At 39.0% G+C, this 18257-nt stretch carries 21 protein-coding genes and 1 other annotated feature; of the genes, 18 read left to right on the forward strand and 3 right to left on the reverse strand.

Features of this window, described 5'->3' with window-relative positions; all coding sequences use genetic code 11:
• The first annotated feature begins 8 nt into the window (after positions 1–8).
• From AC1TPB_RS01460 to AC1TPB_RS01520, 13 genes are all read left to right on the forward strand, one after another.
• Positions 9–233, forward strand: a complete 225-nt coding sequence (locus AC1TPB_RS01460) for a hypothetical protein (RefSeq protein WP_482074860.1) — start codon at positions 9–11, stop codon at positions 231–233.
• Between the two features lie 74 nt (positions 234–307).
• Positions 308–745, forward strand: coding sequence for a Fur family transcriptional regulator (locus AC1TPB_RS01465; protein ID WP_482063359.1), 438 nt, complete (start codon positions 308–310; stop codon positions 743–745).
• Positions 746–765: 20 nt separating this feature from the next.
• Positions 766–996: a membrane protein insertion efficiency factor YidD gene (gene yidD / locus AC1TPB_RS01470; RefSeq protein WP_482075076.1), complete on the forward strand. Its 231-nt coding sequence runs from the start codon at positions 766–768 to the stop codon at positions 994–996.
• 272 nt (positions 997–1268) lie between these two features.
• Positions 1269–1519 (forward strand) — a binding site (T-box leader).
• A gap of 147 nt (positions 1520–1666) precedes the next feature.
• A complete protein-coding gene (gene metG / locus AC1TPB_RS01475; RefSeq protein WP_482074861.1) occupies positions 1667–3628 on the forward strand; it encodes a methionine--tRNA ligase in 1962 nt (653 codons plus the stop codon).
• 158 nt (positions 3629–3786) lie between these two features.
• Complete coding sequence (locus AC1TPB_RS01480; protein ID WP_482074862.1) at positions 3787–4875, forward strand: metal ABC transporter solute-binding protein, Zn/Mn family; 1089 nt, start codon at positions 3787–3789, stop codon at positions 4873–4875.
• A 79-nt stretch (positions 4876–4954) separates the two neighbouring features.
• Complete coding sequence (locus AC1TPB_RS01485; protein WP_482075077.1) at positions 4955–5746, forward strand: metal ABC transporter ATP-binding protein; 792 nt, start codon at positions 4955–4957, stop codon at positions 5744–5746.
• Position 5747: 1 nt separating this feature from the next.
• Positions 5748–6560 (forward strand): metal ABC transporter permease, encoded by an 813-nt coding sequence (locus AC1TPB_RS01490; protein WP_482074863.1) that lies wholly within the window; start codon positions 5748–5750, stop codon positions 6558–6560.
• 19 nt (positions 6561–6579) lie between these two features.
• Entirely contained in the window at positions 6580–7293 is a 714-nt protein-coding gene (locus tag AC1TPB_RS01495; RefSeq protein WP_482074864.1) for a cytochrome c biogenesis CcdA family protein, read from the forward strand.
• Positions 7294–7404: 111 nt separating this feature from the next.
• Positions 7405–7830, forward strand: a complete 426-nt coding sequence (gene mntR / locus AC1TPB_RS01500; RefSeq protein ID WP_482074865.1) for a transcriptional regulator MntR — start codon at positions 7405–7407, stop codon at positions 7828–7830.
• An 836-nt stretch (positions 7831–8666) separates the two neighbouring features.
• A complete protein-coding gene (locus AC1TPB_RS01505; RefSeq protein WP_482074866.1) occupies positions 8667–9338 on the forward strand; it encodes a hypothetical protein in 672 nt (223 codons plus the stop codon).
• Positions 9339–9533: 195 nt separating this feature from the next.
• A complete protein-coding gene (locus AC1TPB_RS01510; protein WP_482074867.1) occupies positions 9534–9869 on the forward strand; it encodes a hypothetical protein in 336 nt (111 codons plus the stop codon).
• 268 nt (positions 9870–10137) lie between these two features.
• A complete protein-coding gene (locus AC1TPB_RS01515; protein ID WP_482074868.1) occupies positions 10138–10506 on the forward strand; it encodes a PadR family transcriptional regulator in 369 nt (122 codons plus the stop codon).
• Complete coding sequence (locus AC1TPB_RS01520) at positions 10463–11362, forward strand: permease prefix domain 1-containing protein (protein WP_482074869.1); 900 nt, start codon at positions 10463–10465, stop codon at positions 11360–11362. The genes AC1TPB_RS01515 and AC1TPB_RS01520 overlap by 44 nt, the downstream gene beginning before the upstream one ends.
• 206 nt (positions 11363–11568) lie before the next feature.
• Here AC1TPB_RS01520 and AC1TPB_RS01525 read toward each other — a convergent pair whose 3' ends face one another.
• Both AC1TPB_RS01525 and AC1TPB_RS01530 read right to left on the reverse strand, forming a co-directional pair.
• Positions 11569–11874, reverse strand: coding sequence for a hypothetical protein (locus AC1TPB_RS01525; RefSeq protein ID WP_482074870.1), 306 nt, complete (start codon positions 11872–11874; stop codon positions 11569–11571).
• 20 nt (positions 11875–11894) lie between these two features.
• Positions 11895–12875 carry a DUF1385 domain-containing protein gene (locus tag AC1TPB_RS01530; protein ID WP_482074871.1) on the reverse strand — a complete coding sequence of 327 codons (981 nt, stop codon included), beginning with the start codon at positions 12873–12875 and terminating at the stop codon, positions 11895–11897.
• A 187-nt stretch (positions 12876–13062) separates the two neighbouring features.
• On the opposite strand from AC1TPB_RS01530, the gene AC1TPB_RS01535 reads away from it, so the two are divergent.
• From AC1TPB_RS01535 to AC1TPB_RS01555, 5 genes are all read left to right on the forward strand, one after another.
• Complete coding sequence (locus AC1TPB_RS01535) at positions 13063–13560, forward strand: YqhR family membrane protein (protein WP_482074872.1); 498 nt, start codon at positions 13063–13065, stop codon at positions 13558–13560.
• A 96-nt stretch (positions 13561–13656) separates the two neighbouring features.
• Positions 13657–14103 (forward strand): type II 3-dehydroquinate dehydratase, encoded by a 447-nt coding sequence (aroQ, locus tag AC1TPB_RS01540; RefSeq protein WP_482074873.1) that lies wholly within the window; start codon positions 13657–13659, stop codon positions 14101–14103.
• Between the two features lie 35 nt (positions 14104–14138).
• Positions 14139–15209, forward strand: a complete 1071-nt coding sequence (locus AC1TPB_RS01545) for a M24 family metallopeptidase (RefSeq protein ID WP_482074874.1) — start codon at positions 14139–14141, stop codon at positions 15207–15209.
• 101 nt (positions 15210–15310) lie between these two features.
• Positions 15311–15868: an elongation factor P gene (gene efp, locus AC1TPB_RS01550; RefSeq protein ID WP_482063374.1), complete on the forward strand. Its 558-nt coding sequence runs from the start codon at positions 15311–15313 to the stop codon at positions 15866–15868.
• 146 nt (positions 15869–16014) lie between these two features.
• Entirely contained in the window at positions 16015–17268 is a 1254-nt protein-coding gene (locus tag AC1TPB_RS01555; RefSeq protein WP_482074875.1) for an aspartate kinase, read from the forward strand.
• A gap of 85 nt (positions 17269–17353) precedes the next feature.
• Here the strand turns inward: AC1TPB_RS01555 and AC1TPB_RS01560 are convergent, their stop codons facing one another.
• Positions 17354–18082 (reverse strand): 2-phosphosulfolactate phosphatase, encoded by a 729-nt coding sequence (locus AC1TPB_RS01560; RefSeq protein WP_482074876.1) that lies wholly within the window; start codon positions 18080–18082, stop codon positions 17354–17356.
• Between the last annotated feature and the right edge of the window lie 175 nt (positions 18083–18257).

The raw sequence follows: 18257 nt of genomic DNA on the forward strand, positions 1-18257 counted from the left end.
GTGTCAGCATGTATTGGCAAGTCATATGGTTCGGTGTTAATCTATTGTTCGTCGCTTCGCTTATTACGACGTTATTTCTTCACCGATCTGTCTCGATGGCTCGTCTAGGGCGAGCGCCGGAGACCAAGATTCGACAGTTGACATTGATACGTAATTTGTTATGGGGATTAACAGCAGTGTTTTTCGTAGGTATGAGTGGTGCCTTTGTTGCAGATATGTATTATAACGGGTAGAATACGAAGCTCTCTTTGTACAAGGGGGCTTTTCTCAATACATGATAATAATATAGTTGTTGGGAGGTCAATTGATGCAAACATTTGATGAAATCGTTACGCTTATGTCAGCTAGAGGTTTACGAGTAACAGATCAGCGTAAAACATTAGCGAAGCTATTCTCAGAATCGGTAAGCTACTTGTCTCCGAAAGATGTATACGATCATATGGGGAAAACGTATACAGGACTTAGCTTTGATACGGTCTATCGAAACCTTCGCGTTATGGAGGAGCTAGGTGTATTAGAACAAGTGATGTTCGAAGAAGGCGTGAAGTTCAAAATTCATTGTCGTGCGCATGATCATCACCATCATATGATTTGTCTTGGCTGCGGAAAAACATATCCGATTAAATTTTGTCCAATGGATCAAACAGATGTTCCGACTGATTTTAAAGTGATAAGGCATAAATTCGAAGTATTCGGTCATTGTAAGGCTTGTGCTGAGGAAGAGCAAATTCAAGGCGGCGAATAATAATGAGTTTCGGTCATGTTATGAAATCAATCGTTAAGGCTCCTATTAAATTTTACCGCTTATTCATCTCGCCACATAAGCCACCGACTTGCCGATTTCATCCGACGTGCTCAGCCTATGGTCTTGAAGCGATTGAAAAGCATGGTCCGTTCAAAGGGACATGGTTAATGATTAAGCGTATTAGTAAATGCCACCCGTTTCATCAAGGTGGAATCGATTATGTTCCTGAACCTAAACCGAAGAACAGATAGCGTCACTTGACATTGGCGTCTACATTTTTTATATTAGAGATATATCATTTAATGAAAGTTAGTTTTTTTGAACTGCCTATTTCAATAAAGGTTCAAAAAGCGGACTTTCAGAACCGAGAAGATGGAGTTAATTTTTGAAAGATGGAAGCGCAAGTGTACGTAATTGGTACACGCGAACCGTACTTTCCAAAATTCCCTTCATATTCGATGTCGAGTAAGCTACGATAGCTACACATCGTTATCAAAGTCCGCTTTTTGAACTACCTATACAGTAATAGCCAGTGAAGAGATGAGTACAATACCCTTCCTTTGTAGAGAGTACGGCGCTTGGTGGAAGCCGACATGCTGAAGGTGTTGGAATATGGTCTTGGAGGCTCCTTGTTCGAGCGGATAACGTGAGGGCGAGGCGTATGTCTGCGATAAAGATATTGCCAGTTGGCAATCTAAGAAGCAAGACGAGCGCAATTTTTGCAAGTCTTGGAATTTGGGTGGTACCACGTGAGTATTAGCTCTCGTCCCATGTTGGACGAGAGTTTTTTGCGTTTTTTTCGGTATTAGAGGCAGTTCAAAATCGCTGACTGTGATCACGAGGTAACGCTGTCGTAGCGTATTCGGTGGCGAATATGCCTACTTTTTGAACTACAATATATTAAATTTAGGAGATGATCCAATGTCCAGCAACAACAGCTTCTACATCACAACACCAATTTACTATCCGAGTGATAAGTTACATATCGGTCATGCCTACACAACAGTAGCGGGAGACGCTACAGCACGTTATAAACGTCTACGTGGCTATGATGTATGGTATTTGACGGGTACAGATGAGCATGGTCAAAAAATCGAACGAAACGCTTTGAAAAGTGGTAAAACTCCGATTGAATTTGTTGATGAAATTGTTCATGGTATTCAACAGTTATGGGCTAAGCTAGAAATTTCCAATGATGATTTTATTCGTACAACAGAAGAGCGTCATAAAGTCGTTGTTGAAAAGTTATTCAAGAAATTACTCGATCAAGATGATATTTACAAAGGATCATATGAAGGCTGGTACTGTACACCATGTGAGTCTTATTTCTTAGAAAATAAATTAGTTAACGGAAACTGTCCTGATTGTAGTCGTCCCGTTGAATTACTGAAAGAAGAAAGCTATTTCTTCCGTATGAGCAAATATGCAGATCGTTTACTGAAATATTATGAAGATCATCCAACGTTCATTCAGCCAGAATCACGTCGTAATGAAATGATCAACAACTTTATTAAGCCTGGTCTAGAAGATCTTGCCGTATCGCGTACATCATTCGATTGGGGTATTAAAGTTCCAGGAGATCCAAAGCATGTGATCTATGTATGGATTGATGCTTTGTCCAACTATATTACAGCTATCGGTTATGGTGATGATACGAAAAAAGATATGTTTGAGAAATACTGGGCTGCAGATGTGCATCTTGTTGGGAAAGAAATTGTACGTTTCCATACGATTTACTGGCCGATTATGTTAATGGCATTAGATTTACCGCTGCCGAAAAAGGTATTTGCACATGGTTGGTTATTGACGAAGGAAGGTAAAATGTCAAAATCTAAAGGGACAGTTATTGATCCTGTTGTCCTTATCGATCGTTATGGTCTAGATGCACTTCGTTATTACTTGCTACGTGAAGTGCCATTCGGTTCTGATGGTGAATTTACACCGAATAACTTTATCGAACGTATTAACTTCGATCTTGCTAACGATCTAGGTAATCTGTTGAATCGTACCATTGCGATGATCGATAAATATTTCGCAGGAAATATTCCAACAGACTTTGGTGTGACTTCTACATTTGATGAAGAACTTGAAAGCTATGCGCTATCTACGCTGAAGCAAGTAGAGGAAGCAATGGATAAAATGGAGTTCTCTGTGGCGCTAACTGCGATCTGGAAATTTGTAAGTCGCACGAATAAATATATCGATGAGACTCAACCATGGGCATTGGCGAAAGATCCGGCAGAAGCTACTAAGCTAGCTTCCGTTATGGGTCATCTAGCGGAATCTCTTCGTTCGATTAGCATTATGATCCAGCCATTCTTAACACATGCACCGCGTCAAATGTGGCAGCAGCTTGGAGTTGTTGAAGGTGAATTAACTGCTTGGGATAGCATTGCCATTTATAATAAAATCCCAGCAGGTACGAAAGTAGAGAAAGCTGATCCTATTTTCCCTCGTCTTGATCTTGAAGAGGAAGTAACATTCATTACTAGCTCTATGAAGGGCGGCAGTGCTACTGTTGAACCTACACCTGCTATTGAAAAACCTGCAGATAGTAAAGAAGAGATCGGAATTGAAGATTTCGCTAAAGTAGAATTACGTGTTGCTCAGGTCATTCAAGCGGAACCTGTACCGAAAGCGGATAAATTGTTGAAGTTGCAGCTTGATCTAGGTTACGAGCAACGACAAGTCGTATCCGGTATTGCTAAGTTTTATAAACCAGAAGATCTTGTTGGCAAAAAAGTTATTTGTGTAACGAACTTGAAGCCGGTGAAATTGCGCGGAGAACTATCTCAAGGAATGATCCTTGCAGCTTCTGTAGATGATCAACTGACGTTAACAACGGTACCAGACAGTATGCCTAATGGTGCAATTGTGAAATAATAAAGTGTATGAAAGAGCTGTTTGTTGCTAATGATGGCAATAAACAGCTCTTTTTTTGCTCTGAATGAAACAGTTGACACTATTCTATTGAACTACTATAATGAAAAGCGTAATAGTAACGATTACTATTAAAAAACGCATTTATAGGAGATTATAATATGATTAAAGTAATGAGCAAGCGTCTAAGCGCACTTATTATTATCGCAATGGTTGTAGTAATTACTGGTTGTGGTAATGATATAGGATCAACGAATGCAAGTAAGGATCCCTCACAAATTCAAGTGGTAACTAGCTTTTATCCTATTTATTACTTAACGAAAGAAATTGGTGGAGAGCATGTAGATGTTACTAATCTCATTGCAACGGGTGTAGAACCACATGATTGGACACCTAAGAGTAAAGATCTTATTACAGCTTCCAATGCAGATCTTCTACTTTATCACGGAGCAGGACTTGAAACATGGATTGAAAATTTTCAGCAAGGGCTGGAATCTGATAGTGGAGTTACTGTAAAAGAAGTTAGTGCAGGCATGACGTTGATAGATACAGCTGACGAGGAAGCTGAGCACGATGCTACGACAGAAGAATCACATGACCATGAGCATGACGCTACAACAGAAGAAGCGCACGAGCACGAGCACGAGCACGAGCATGATGCTGCATCCGAAGAAGCACACGACCATCAGGAAGAAACCACTGAAGATGAAGGACATACTCATAGCCACACGACTGATCCACATACATGGGTGTCACCCAAATCGGCATTAATTCTTGCGAGTAATATTAAAGCAAGTCTAGTGAAGGTTGATCCAGACCACGCCGCACAGTATGAAGAAAACTATAATATTATTGTGGAAAAACTAACAACTATTGATCAACAATATACCGAAGCGTTATCTAATCTTACAAAACGTATAATTGTTGTATCACATCAGTCATTCGGCTATGTTGCACGCGATTATAATTTAGAGCAAATATCAATTATGGGCCTTAGTCCTAATGCAGAACCAAGAGCACAAGATATTCTTGAAATTACTAAGACAGTTAAGGCGAACGGTGTGAAATATATTTTCTTTGAAGAACTAGTCTCGGATAATTTAGCGAAAATGCTTGCATCCGAAGCAAAAGTTGATACTATGGTACTATATTCTTTAGAAGGACTAACGACAAGGCAAGAAAAGGCTGGCGAAGATTACATTAGTTTAATGGAGCTGAACTTGCAAAATTTAGTTCAAGCATTACAATAGTAGTATTGGATTGGTTGCGGAGCTTAATAAGCTCCGTTTTGCTGTCTTACAGTTAAACAAAAAGTTTTAGGAGGAAATGATGGCTACACAAATAGATGCTACATGCCACCGTGATGTTATTACAGTTGATTCGGTATCGTTCTCCTATCAGCAACGGGAAATATTGAAAGATGTTAGCTTTAGTGTGAAAGAGCGAGATTTCATTGGCTTAATCGGAACGAATGGAGCGGGTAAAACAACGACGCTGCGCATGATTGTTGGCTTGTTAAAACCAACATCTGGCGAAGTGAAATTATTTGGTCAGCCGCTTTCACAGTTCAAGGCGTGGGAGAAAATCGGTTATGTACCGCAAAAAAATTCGCTCAATCCTTTGTTCCCTGCTACTGTTCGCGAAGTAGTACTTTCAGGACTAGTTGGAAAGCGTAAATGGTTTGGGAGAAATTCGAAGGAAGATTACATAAAATGTGATGATGCTCTGATGGCAATGGGCGTAGAGGATTTGGCGGATAAAAAAATCGGTCAATTATCAGGTGGACAGCAGCAACGTGTATTTCTAGCACGCGCACTTATTAACACTCCTTCATTATTAATTCTCGATGAGCCGACGGTTGGGATCGATGCAGAGACACAAGAGAGTTTCTTCCATATGATCAAGCATATGCATCAGCATCATAATATGACGTTCTTAATGGTGTCTCACGATATGGATATGATCAAAGGATATCTTGGAGAGAAACCAGCAGCAAGCTCAGGCAAGCTGAATTTCTATGTGCGTCATTCTCATGAAACTCAAGACTGTGTGGAGCAAAATCTAGCTCATAGCTTGCGGCATTTGCGCACTCAATTGGAAAGTAAGAAAGAAGGAAAATAGATTGGATATTTTGATGAGTGGATTTTTCCAACGTGCACTAATTGGGGGAATACTAATCGGTATAACGGCTCCATTGATGGGAATATTTCTAGTATTGCGTCGCTTATCGATGATTGGCGATACATTGTCTCATGCAGCTATTGCTGGGGTGGCGTTAGGATTTGTTATTGGGAAGTCTCCGATTCTATTCGGATTGATCTTTGCACTAATAGCTTCATTTGCGATTGAGAAACTTAGAAAATCATATAAGTCGTATGCAGAATTGTCACTTGCCATTATTATGTCTGGGGGAATCGCGTTAGCATCGATCTTCTTTACACTAGGTCGCGACTTGAATATGGACCCTAATAGCTTCTTATTCGGCTTCATCTATACATTAAATTCGAGTGACCTATGGTTGATATTTGGTGTAACGGTTGTTGTGCTATTCATAATCGGTAAGCATATGCATGGATTGTTTCTACTTACATTTGATGAGGAAGCTGCATCAGTTAGTGGTGTCCCTGTAAGTTTTTATAATATACTTATTAGCGTAATGACTGCATTAGTTATAAGTGTTTCTATTAAAATTGTCGGAGGATTACTTGTTTCAGCTTTATTAACGATTCCTGCTGCATGTAGTTTACTACTTGCTCGAAGCTTCCGACAAAGTATATTTATCGTTGTATTAATCGGTGAGCTCGCAGTAATTATCGGTTTATTAGTTGCTGGTATATGGAATCTGGCAGCAGGAGGTACCATTGTTCTTGTATTAATTGCCTTCTTATTATTAATTTTGCTAGGTAAAAATTTATTGTTAAGAAGTAGATTATAAGCAGAAGAGGTGACTAGAAGTGAGTGAAATTTCGATTTGGGTAGCGTTTGGTGTAGGGTTTATATCATTTATTTCTCCTTGTTGTTTGCCATTGTATCCATCGTATTTATCCTACATAACGGGTATTTCAGTCGCAGGACTGAAAGAAAATGAGATGGGATCTAAAAAGAGATGGCTAATGATGAGCCACACATTCTTTTTTATACTTGGCTTTAGTATGGTATATTACGCACTAGGCTACGGTGCGAATGCATTTAGTGAATTTTTCGCCGAATATAAGGATATCATTCGCCAAGTTTCAGCAGTTTTGATTATTGTAATGGGACTTTTACTAGTTGGTATATTCCAACCACAATTATTAATGAAAGATACGCGCATGAACCTTATACCTAAAAAAAGCAGCTACATTAGCTCATTTATATTCGGAATAGGCTTTTCAGCAGGATGGTCACCTTGTATTGGACCAGCATTGGCTTCGATTATATTATTAGCGGCAGCAGAGCCAGGAACATGGTTCAAGCTAACTACTGCGTATTCCCTTGGTTTTGCAGTTCCATTCTTTATATTAGCATTTTTCTTAGGATCATCTAGGTGGATATTGAAATATTCAAATTTAGTAATGAAAATCGGTGGCGCTGTGATGATTTTAATGGGTATTCTGTTATTTACTGATCAGATGACCGAGATTACAATATGGCTTAATATCATTACACCAGATTGGCTGAAGTTCTAAACTGGACTAAGTAATCTACAAAAGGTTGCAGGCTTCCTATGAAAAAGTGTATCATAGTACGAGTGACACCAAGGCTAAACTGGTGATGAAGTAATGTAAGGGGGTTCTTCAATGCCGACTCCGAGCATGGAAGACTACTTGGAAAGAATTTATAAGCTAATGGAAGAAAAGGGATATGCTAGAGTCTCAGATATTGCGGAAGGTTTGTCTGTACATCCGTCTTCTGTAACGAAAATGATTCAAAAGCTAGATAAAGATAATTATTTAATCTATGAAAAATATCGTGGATTGATCCTTACACCCAAAGGTAAAAAAATGGGCAAACGCTTGATGGAACGCCATGAATTACTTGAGGAATTTCTAAAGACGATTGGTGTGAAAGAAGAAAATATATATGCTGATGTTGAAGGTATTGAACATCATTTGAGCTCTGATTCGATTACTTGTATCGAGACTCTAGTAGAATATTTCCGCAGAGACCCTGCTCGTATGGAACAATATAAGCAGCTAAGAGCTAAGCTGGATAATGAAGAATAATAGAGTGGAAAAAGGTTGTTCGAAGGTCATTGGAAAATGATTTTTGAACACATTAGAAAGTAGAAGTTTTTTTGGGGGGAGCCGATGGCTTTCCCTTTTTTAATTTTTATGTTAAGTGACCACTGTCTCAAAAGAGGTTATTGCGCTTCGAGTAGTAGGAATCTTAGTATCTCTAGCGTCAAAATAGATGTTACAGAGTTAGAATAGCTCGCTTAGTGTGGTCGTAGCGCCAAAATTGATGTTACAGAGTTAGAATAGCTCGATTAGTGTAGTTGTAGCGCCAAAATTGATGTTACAGAGTTAGAATAGCTCGATTAGTGTATCTATAGCGCCAAAATTGATGTTACAGAGTTAGGGTATCTCGAATAATGTAGTTGTAGCGCCAAAATTGATGTTACAGAGTTAGGGTATCTCGAATAATGTAGTTGTAGCGCCAAAATTGATGTTACAGAGTTAGAATAGCTCGATTAGTGTAGTCGTAGCGCCAAAATTGATGTTACAGAGTTAGAATAGCTCGATTAGTGTAGTTGTAGCGCCAAAATTGATGTTACAGAGTTAGAATAGCTCGCTTAGTGTAGTCGTAGCGCCAAAATTGATGTTACAGAGTTAGGATAGCTCGCTTAGTGTAATCGTAGCGCCAAAATTGATGTTACGGACTTTGGTGGGTGACGTAGGTGGGAAAGCAAGTTTATCCTACAATTGGATATTTATGATATTATATTTCTAAGTATTCTATGATACAATGTTTTCAAGTATATTGTGATGAAGCACATCCTGTACTCCAATTTGGGGTACGGGATTTTTTTGTTTTTGAAAACTTTTGTGAGGTGATGGGAGTGAAGTTCGAAGAGGTGCATGAAGATTGGCTATCTCAGCATTTGAGGAAAAGGTCGGGACAAAGTAAGGATAGATTGAAGCGAGGACATAGTCATGGCGAAAAGTTATTTTTGACTAAAGTTTGGTGGCCGTTATTTGGTACATTGGAAGATATGCATCCAGAGTACGAAGTTGCAGATTGGCGGGGATCGAAGTTTTATATTGATTTACTATATTGGAAAAATGATATCCGTATTGCTTTTGAAATAAAAGGCTATGGGCCTCACGTGGAACAAACTGATCGAACGAAATATCGGCGAGAGCTCGGTAGAGAGTTGTTATTACATGGAATGGGGTTTACAGTAATTTCAATTGCATATGATGAACTTGAGATTAATAGCGAGTTAGTCAAATCTATGGTTAAACTTATTGTTCATTCTCGTGTTGAAAATGTAAAACGTAAAAGTGGGGAATATTGTAAAGTGGAGCGAGATATTATTAAATTAGCAATTCAAAAAAATGGATTCATTCATCCAATTGATGTTATTCGTGTATTGGAAATCAGCCAAGGGACTGCATGTAAATATCTTAGACAGCTTGTTGTCAAAGAAATCCTTCGTCCTTATAATGAGAAGGCATTACATCGAGTGAAAAAGTATGAATTAATTGGTTCAATGTTGGGTGACTACTGAGTATATTAGAAAAGTTGCATGAGAATGTCAGTAGCGTCGAATGGTATTGGAACTAAAGTCGCTATGCTAATGGACAGGAGAGTGTGTAGTACTTCCAAAGTAACAGTAATAGACAAGGCTTTCTTTTTGGTAATTTGGAAAATTACGGGTATCCGTGTTATAATTTATGTATAACATTTGCTAGGGGGATGCACTATGGCGATAAGGAAAGATTTTGGTTATGGAACGTTTGCTTTAGTTCTACTGCTTTTTGGATTCTTAATGAACTGGAATTTTGGAAATGACTTTATTGTAAGCCATTCTCTTTTTAATATACTTGGACTAGATATATACTCAAATGGAACAGATGGTTTTCACTATCCTTTTTTAGCATCAATACCATTTTGGTTAGCTGCAGTATTAATATCTAAAAGGAACTACAATGATTTTGGGGCAGTCTTGGGAGAAAATATTGGAATGCTAATGCTTTCTATAAGCGTAATTGTTGCATTAATTTTTCTAGTACTCCCTATTTGGATTGAGATTTATTGAGAATTACAAAGCCAAGGATTTTCAGCGAGTTGGTAGATGCTCCTAGGAAGTCATTACGCTAACGCAACGATAGTCTAATGATGAGAACGGTGAAGCAGTCCTTTGAGGGCTGCTTTTTTTGAATTATACGTTGAAACTGACATAAAGCATAGCTCAGAGAAAAGGAGGTTATATGACCATGACCTTAATATAACAAAAAAACTTGAAAATTATTCCTTATTTTGTTATTCTATATACATAGAAATACTATGTAGAGAAGGTGCACTAAATGCGAAATGAAATGATAAAGGGATACGTAGATGCTATTGTTCTATCTGTACTGCAACGTGAGGATGCATACGGATATGAAATCTCGAAAGTCGTAAATGAAGAGACTGCGGGGCTTTTTGAGATGAAGGAAGGAACATTGTATCCGGCTCTGAAACGAATGGAAGCGAACAATTACATCGAAGGTTACTGGGATAACCGCACATCTGGTCCACGGCGCCGTTATTATCATATTACGAAGCAGGGCTTGAAGAAGTTGGAGGAAAGTAAGAAATCGTGGGAGGATAATTTGCGAATTATTAATCTTTTTCTAAGGAGTGAGACAGTTGGACAAGGTCAGACAGTACATAGACCACATCTTACAACGTAGTTATTTGACAAAAGGGGAGAAACGTCAATATGCTGAAGAGATGGAGAGCCATCTCGATTGCTCTATACAGCAATCAGTTGAGCAGGGCTTCTGCCGCGAAGAAGCGATCGACAGGTCAATAAAGCAGTTTGGATCTCCAGAAGAACTGAACGACCGCTTAACACAAGAAACCTTTGGGTTTTCCGGGAAGTTGATTCGTTTAGTAGCTATTGGCTTATTTCTTTCACTTATATTATCACTGATCGGAGGACCGATCTTAAGCCAATTTAGAATCCATAACCGTTATATCGAGCTTTTGCCTGCGGTATGCATCGTGATGCTATTGTTATGCTTATCATTATTACTAACGCGAAAGCATGCTGACCGGCTTTGTTTAGTATCGGTTCCACTATTGTTCGTTTGCGGGTATTTGCAGGTATATTTTCAATATTTAATTGTTACGTTTGGCAGCGGTTCTGAATTTACGATATTTCAAGTTCTGTTTTTTAGTGGCGAATATGATACTACAGCAGGCATTAATGACTTGAATTTACAGAGAATATTAGTTGGTAGTCTGTTTTTAGCGGTACAATCGTTTATTATTTATGCGATAAGTCGTAACCGGAATATTGCACTATTACCTTTCGGTTTGTCTATCGTATTGACGCTTACACATATGGCGACATTCAGACTTTATGCTCTGATTGGTTCATCCATACCATCTCCAGTTTATTATGGATATGAACGTTTCCTCAGTGGTGAACCTGTAAGGCTCGTTGACATGGCATTGAAGCTTTGTACAGCGCTGCTACTTTCCGCTCTTTTCCGTTGGTTAGAGAACTACGCATCTCATCGTAAACAACGAACAGTGCAGTAGGAAATAATAACTTCTAGTGAGGATGACTCAAGACCAAAATCAGTGGTTGAATATCAATCAAGGTTGATTTTGATCTCGTCAAGCACTGATTACTACGGTGAACCGTGATGATATATACAAAAGAAAAGGGAATGAGTTCGGCGTCAACCGAGCTCATTCCCTTTTTCGTTACAAACATAATTTAGTAGCGTCGCTAGTGTCGTACATCAGTGAAAGCGCGGTGTATCGTTATCGTCTCTGCCACCTTCAATAACTTTGAAAGGAACAGATTTTGAACGAGGACGATCTTTTTTCGGTTTACTTTGCTTTGTCGTCTTCACGCTGCTACGATAAGCATTCGCTTGTTTCTCATTGCGATTGAAGGACGGAGGACGTTTGATCAAATAGAATACTACGCCAAAAATAACTAATGGAATGATAACCATAAATGGCTGCTCTTTGATCGTTATGCCGATGCCAAATACTAATAAAGCAAATATGATTAGAGAACTGAACCTATGACGGAACTTCATTCAGTGATGCTCCCTTCACTTTATTTTGTAGGTGTAGTTCCTTGAGCAATCTTGTTGTCTAATTCTAGCATACGATTAAATGAAGCAATTGATACTTCAACTTGATCATCTTTTGGTTCTTTTGTAGTTAAAAGTTGTAACCACAGTCCAGGATAACCAAGGAAACGTAATACAGGTATTTCACGAACGGCATTAGTTAGACGAAGTACTTCATAAGAAATACCAAGCACAACTGGCAGCAATGCAAGACGAATCCAAATTCGTTCCCAAATCGTATCCCATGTAAACATTGGCATGGAGTATATGACTACTCCGACAATTACGGTGAAAATAATAAAGCTAGAACCACAACGATAATGTAATCGTGTATATTTCTGTACATTGTCTACAGTAAGTGGAACGCCTGCTTCATAGGCAGTAATAACTTTATGTTCTGCACCATGATATTGGAAAAGACGTTTAATCATTGGTGTTAATGAGAGAAAGTATAAGTAGGCTAGTAATAAAATAATTTTAATAAGTCCTTCTAATACCGTATGTCCGACTTTGCTTTCAAACATATTTTTGAAAAATAATTCCTCTAATGCTGCAGGAACAGCGGTGAAGATCAGTTTACCAAAAATGAAAGAAAGTACACCAATTGCAGCAACGCTCAGTATCATTCCAAGACTGAATTTCCCTTCACTTTTGGCTGCTTTAGCTCGTTCCTTCTCTTTTTCTTCTTCGGTCATTTCATCCATTTGATCTTCTGCAAAAGCATCCGCAGAATAATTTAGATGCTGAGACCCTTTTGCACTCGATTCAACAATACCAACGACTCCGCGTAAAAAAGGAATCTTCTTTAGATTTTGAACCCAACTTGTATACGTTCTAGGGACCTCTAAATATTCTATTTCTTTATTTTTTCGACGAACTGCAGTTACATTTACATGTTTTCCTTGAAACATTACGCCTTCAATGACGGCTTGTCCGCCATAAATACTACGAGATTTATCTGACAAAAAAAAGTCTCCTTCCTATGCTACAATCTATTGTTCTATTGTACTTGATTTTATTCGATATTACCAACGACTTACGAATGGGCGATGAAGGACTGGCAAACGGTAAATCGTCCATGTTTACATTAGCGAACGATTAAGAATAGTTGGAATTATCCATACTAGAACAAGAGAACTTTAGGAGGCTAGTATGATGAACAATATTTTTCGGAATTTCAAGAGAACAGGTGTAACTAAGCCATTGGCATATGCTGTATATATTGGTTTCTTTTCTGGTTTGTTTTGGAGTTGTATACGAATGATTAGTTATTATTGCAATTTCACTAAGGAACCAGTATCGTTTCTCATAAGCAATTGGTTACATGAAGAGCAAATTACAACTGGATTTGGTCAAACGTTAGGAAGTCTTTCATTTATTGCATTTTCAATAGTAGCAAGTGTTGTATATATGTGGCTTTTTCGTAATCGGCAAGGAGCTTGGCCAGGATTATGGTATGGCTTAGGATGGTGGGGCATCCTCTTTGGGCTTGGACCTATCATTGGAATTACACATATTCAAACGGGTGTAGGATTTACATTAGCTATGACTGATTTATGCTTATTTGTAGTATGGGGATTGTTCATCGGTTATTCCATTGCATTCGAATTTACAGATGAAGCTTCACGTGAGCCTGCTCAAACAACATAATTAACTAAGTTAGACTTCTCAACATGCTCGTTTTTGTGGTAAAATATCAAAGGCTCAATGTATGAGCTATTGAGGGCAATTTGGGAGGTGCAACATATGCATCGTATTGACGTGTTAAATGGACCGAATCTGAATATGCTTGGTATTCGTGAACCTGGTGTATATGGAGAACTATCTCTTTCGGCTATTGAGCAAATGATTTCCGAAAAAGCTTCGCAGCTTGGGGTGCAAGTTACTTTCTTCCAAAGTAATCATGAAGGTGCAATGATTGATCGTATTCATGCAGCATATGGGAATTTGGATGGAATTATTATTAACCCAGGGGCATGGACACACTATAGTTATGCTATACGTGATGCGCTAAGTACCGTTTCACTACCAGTTGTAGAAGTTCATATTTCGAATATACATAAGAGAGAAGAATTCAGACATCATTCTGTAGTTGCACCGGTCGCTGTAGGACAAATCGCCGGCTTCGGCCCGCTTGGCTACACGATGGGCTTAGAGGCGCTAGTCGCGCAATTGTCTCAACATAATGGTTGAGCTACTTTAATGAATGTTGAAAGAAGGTAATGACTATGACAAACCCAAGAACATCCGAGCTTCATTCTCTATTAGAGGAGAAGCAATTAGAAGCAATCATCATCGATAGCCCAATTAATCGACGTTATCTTAGTGGATTTACAGGCTCAGCAGGTACATTATTATTGACGACATCGGCGTCATATTTGTTAACGGACTTCCGTTATCGTACTCAAGCAGCAGAGCAGGCAACCGGCTATCAAGTACTTGAGTATACGTCACAACCAATGGTTGAAATTAAAGCTTTGCTACAAAAGCTTGGCCTACACAAAGTTGGATTTGAACAAGAACATATTACATTTGCCCAATACAAGCACTGGGAAAATGAACTAACTGGCATTGAACTCGTTCCAACCTCAGCACTCGTTGAACAAATTCGTATGATAAAAGTGCCAGCGGAGCTTCAAATTATTCAAGAAGCAGCTGATCTTGCTGATCGTACCTTTGCTCATATATTGAATTACATTAAACCAGGCGTTCGGGAGCTGGATATCGCTCTAGAGATAGAGATGTTTATGCGCTCCAATGGTGCAACGAGTTCATCCTTTGATACGATTGTTGCTTCTGGTGAACGTTCAGCATTACCGCATGGTATTGCCAGTGAGCGAATAATCGGTAATAATGAAATTGTTAAATTAGATTTTGGTGCTTACTATAAAGGCTACTGCTCAGATATTACAAGAACAGTTGTTGTTGGTAAGCCAAGTGAAAAACATCTTGAAATATACAACATCGTACTTGAAGCACAATTGGAAGCTTTGGCAAACATTAAGCCCGGAGTTACCGGTGTGCAAGCGGATGCGTTTACTAGAGATGTTATTACAAATTACGGATATGGTGAGCTGTTCGGACATGGTACAGGACATGGCATCGGGATGGAAATTCACGAAGCACCTAGACTATCACGCTTCAGCGATACAATATTAACACCTGGCATGACGGTTACAGTTGAGCCTGGTATTTACATCCCTGGTTTTGGCGGTGTAAGAATCGAGGATGATATTGTAATCACAGATTCAGGCATTGAAATACTGACCAAGTCACCAAAAGAACTAATACTTGTGTAAGGTAGTTCTGAAAGCCCGATTTTTGAACTTTCATAGTAATTAGGTAGTTCAAAAAGCGGACTTTAATTGTAATGAAAAATTATTTCAGGAGGGAATCATTCATGATTTCAGTAAACGATTTTAAAACAGGCTTAACAGTTGAAGTAGAAGGCGATATTTTCACAGTAATAGAATTCCAACACGTTAAACCTGGTAAAGGCGCAGCGTTTGTACGTTCCAAGCTGAGAAATCTTCGTAATGGTAACACAGTTGAAAAAACATTCCGTGCAGGTGAATCAATCGGTCGTGCGATCATTGAAAATCGCGAAGTACAATACTTATACGGCGCTGCTGGAGAGTACTCGTTCATGGATAATGAATCTTATGATCAATTTACGTTAAGTGAAGAACAACTGGAATGGGAATTACATTTCTTGAAAGAAAACATGAACGTTAATATTTCAAGCTATAATGGAGAAATTCTGGGGATTCAACTTCCAAACAGCGTTGAATTGAAAGTTATTGAAACAGAACCAGGCGTTAAAGGTAACACTGCTCAAGGTGCTACCAAAAGTGCTAAGCTTGAAACTGGACATAATGTTCAAGTGCCATTGTTCATTAACGAAGGTGATGTACTTATAGTAGATACTCGTGAAGGTAAGTACGTCTCTCGTGCATAATTAGTAACTACGGCTGCTTGGAATACTTCAAGCAGCTTTTTTTCGTGCTAGTGTATTCATTAGATGCAATGGGTGATATAATATATAACCGTATGCATATGTAAATAAAGGTTTAATTACCATGTCAAGGTTGGGAGTGAGCAGCTTTGTCTTTGATTGTGATGAAGTTTGGTGGTAGTTCCGTGGGAACGCCCGAGAGAATGCAACGTGTTGCACAACGAATTATTGAAAGACAACAAGAGGGTAATGAAATAGTAGTTGTTGTTTCAGCTATGGGTGATACAACAGACGATTTGATTGAACAATCGAAATTGTTAAATGCAAATCCATCGGCAAGAGAGATGGATATGTTACTTACAGTAGGGGAACAAATTTCTGTCGCACTTCTTTCGATGACGATTGAAGCTGCTGGTGGTAAAGCGAAGTCCTTTACGGGATGGCAAGTGGGTATGAAAACTAATTCTGTACATGGTAAGGCGAAAATTGTAGATATCCAGCCTGGACGTTTACAAGAAGCGCTTGAGTCAGGATATGTTGCGATTGTTGCTGGATTCCAAGGTGCTAGTGAAGCAGGCGAAATTACGACACTTGGTCGTGGTGGCTCTGATACAACTGCAGTAGCACTTGCAGCAGCAACTAACGCAGATGTTTGTGAAATATATACAGATGTTGATGGTGTATATACAACAGATCCGCGCGTCGTGAAAAATGCTCGTAAGCTTGATGAGATTTCATATGATGAAATGCTAGAGCTTGCGAATTTGGGTGCAGCAGTATTACATCCTAGAGCGGTGGAATATGCGAAGCATAATAATGTACCGTTAGTCGTTCGTTCAAGCTTTACAAAGAATGAAGGCACAAGCGTGAAGGAGGAAGCGATTATGGAACAAGGCGTAGTTGTTCGCGGTATTGCCTTTGATAAAAACGTAGCGAGAATTACTATTAATGGCGTGGAAGATGTCCCTGGTGTATTAGCAAATGTGTTCGGTGCACTTGCTGATAACGGTATTGATGTTGATATTATTGTGCAAAGTGGAACTCAAAATGGTAAAGCTGATTTTGCCTTTACTCTTGCTGGTAATGATAAAGAGAGAGCAATTTCAGTTATCGAAGGCATTAGAGATGTCGTTCCATATCGTGAGACCCTTTCCGAGGGCAATCTTGTAAAAGTATCTATCGTAGGTGCTGGTATGGTAAGTAACCCTGGTGTTGCAGCGAAAATGTTCTCTACTATTTCTTCACTTGGAGTTAGCATTAATATGGTAAGTACTTCTGAGATTAAAGTGTCATGTGTAATCAGTGCGGAAAAACTCACTGAAGTTGTCGTAGCGTTACACACAGCTTATGGTCTTGACGCAACGGAACAAGTTTTCGTAGGCGGACCTTCTGAAAGAAGATAAGCAGCATCATACAAATAAAAGTTTCCGTATCTACTCGTTATGAAGTCGAGTGAATACGGAAACTTTTTTATTTTGGGGAGAAGCCCTACGGTGTGCCCAAAGCGACGACAACTCCATTAAGATAGACGGGTACAATATCGTACACATCAAGTCTTGCACAATCTTCAATATCCGCTGTCATGTTAAGCTCTTGCAGCCTTGTTCCAGAAATGCCTTGGCTAATGACATGTGAAATGTTGTTTTTATTATGTTCATATAAGGCAAGCAGTGCTTTGCCGAAATCATCAATCTGGACGATTTGATCCGTAGTAGCAGCATTCTCTAATAAATAGGACAATATATACCCCGCACATAATCCATCCTCTAATGTAAACTGATCGTGGCTACCCGCGCATAAAATGACAAGGTCGTTATCACTACGAAGTGCAGCATTCGCACAAGCTTTGGCATTGTTTAGACTGGCAATGTATATATTTGAAGCTCTCTTTGAGCGATGGATGGCTCTAGTTCCATTCGTCGTTGTAAGAATGACTCTGCGATCCTGAAGCTGTGAACTTCGATACTCCATAGGTGAATTCCCATAATGAAATCCTGAAATACGCTTGCAAAATCGTTCCCCTCCAAGTAAGTCATGTTCTCTGTATATTTGCTTAGCATCCATTACCGTTTCTACTGGAATGACACATGTAGCACCAGAAGCTAATGCACTCACAATAGAGCTTGATGATCTGAAAACATCGATAACTATAGCAGTTTTTCCAATAAATTTCCCCTGATGTGCCTCACTTGCATTGGAAATAACTTGTACTCGCATAGACCATCCTTCTTTCTTTCGCTCTACTCATTATGTTGCTATTATATGCAGCAATAATTAGGCAGGTGTCAAACAAAACATAACCTTTATACGGTGGCGCAACCTAGCATTTCGGATACTCTCTAGCAAGCTATTAGAATGAATGAAATAAATAGGGATATTATTGAAAAGACAA

Source organism: Paenibacillus sp. Y951 (genome assembly GCF_056786395.1).

What these genes read in the sequence shown, in the direction of transcription:
- AC1TPB_RS01460 (WP_482074860.1), top strand. Translation starts at nt 9, where the DNA reads ATGTATTGGCAAGTCATATGGTTCGGTGTTAATCTATTGTTCGTCGCT.
- AC1TPB_RS01465 (WP_482063359.1), top strand. Translation starts at nt 308, where the DNA reads ATGCAAACATTTGATGAAATCGTTACGCTTATGTCAGCTAGAGGTTTA.
- yidD (WP_482075076.1), top strand. Translation starts at nt 766, where the DNA reads ATGAAATCAATCGTTAAGGCTCCTATTAAATTTTACCGCTTATTCATC.
- metG (WP_482074861.1), top strand. Translation starts at nt 1,667, where the DNA reads ATGTCCAGCAACAACAGCTTCTACATCACAACACCAATTTACTATCCG.
- AC1TPB_RS01480 (WP_482074862.1), top strand. Translation starts at nt 3,787, where the DNA reads ATGATTAAAGTAATGAGCAAGCGTCTAAGCGCACTTATTATTATCGCA.
- AC1TPB_RS01485 (WP_482075077.1), top strand. Translation starts at nt 4,955, where the DNA reads ATGGCTACACAAATAGATGCTACATGCCACCGTGATGTTATTACAGTT.
- mntR (WP_482074865.1), top strand. Translation starts at nt 7,405, where the DNA reads ATGCCGACTCCGAGCATGGAAGACTACTTGGAAAGAATTTATAAGCTA.
- AC1TPB_RS01510 (WP_482074867.1), top strand. Translation starts at nt 9,534, where the DNA reads ATGGCGATAAGGAAAGATTTTGGTTATGGAACGTTTGCTTTAGTTCTA.
- AC1TPB_RS01515 (WP_482074868.1), top strand. Translation starts at nt 10,138, where the DNA reads ATGCGAAATGAAATGATAAAGGGATACGTAGATGCTATTGTTCTATCT.
- AC1TPB_RS01525 (WP_482074870.1), bottom strand. Translation starts at nt 11,874, where the DNA reads ATGAAGTTCCGTCATAGGTTCAGTTCTCTAATCATATTTGCTTTATTA.
- AC1TPB_RS01535 (WP_482074872.1), top strand. Translation starts at nt 13,063, where the DNA reads ATGATGAACAATATTTTTCGGAATTTCAAGAGAACAGGTGTAACTAAG.
- aroQ (WP_482074873.1), top strand. Translation starts at nt 13,657, where the DNA reads ATGCATCGTATTGACGTGTTAAATGGACCGAATCTGAATATGCTTGGT.
- AC1TPB_RS01545 (WP_482074874.1), top strand. Translation starts at nt 14,139, where the DNA reads ATGACAAACCCAAGAACATCCGAGCTTCATTCTCTATTAGAGGAGAAG.
- efp (WP_482063374.1), top strand. Translation starts at nt 15,311, where the DNA reads ATGATTTCAGTAAACGATTTTAAAACAGGCTTAACAGTTGAAGTAGAA.
- AC1TPB_RS01560 (WP_482074876.1), bottom strand. Translation starts at nt 18,082, where the DNA reads ATGCGAGTACAAGTTATTTCCAATGCAAGTGAGGCACATCAGGGGAAA.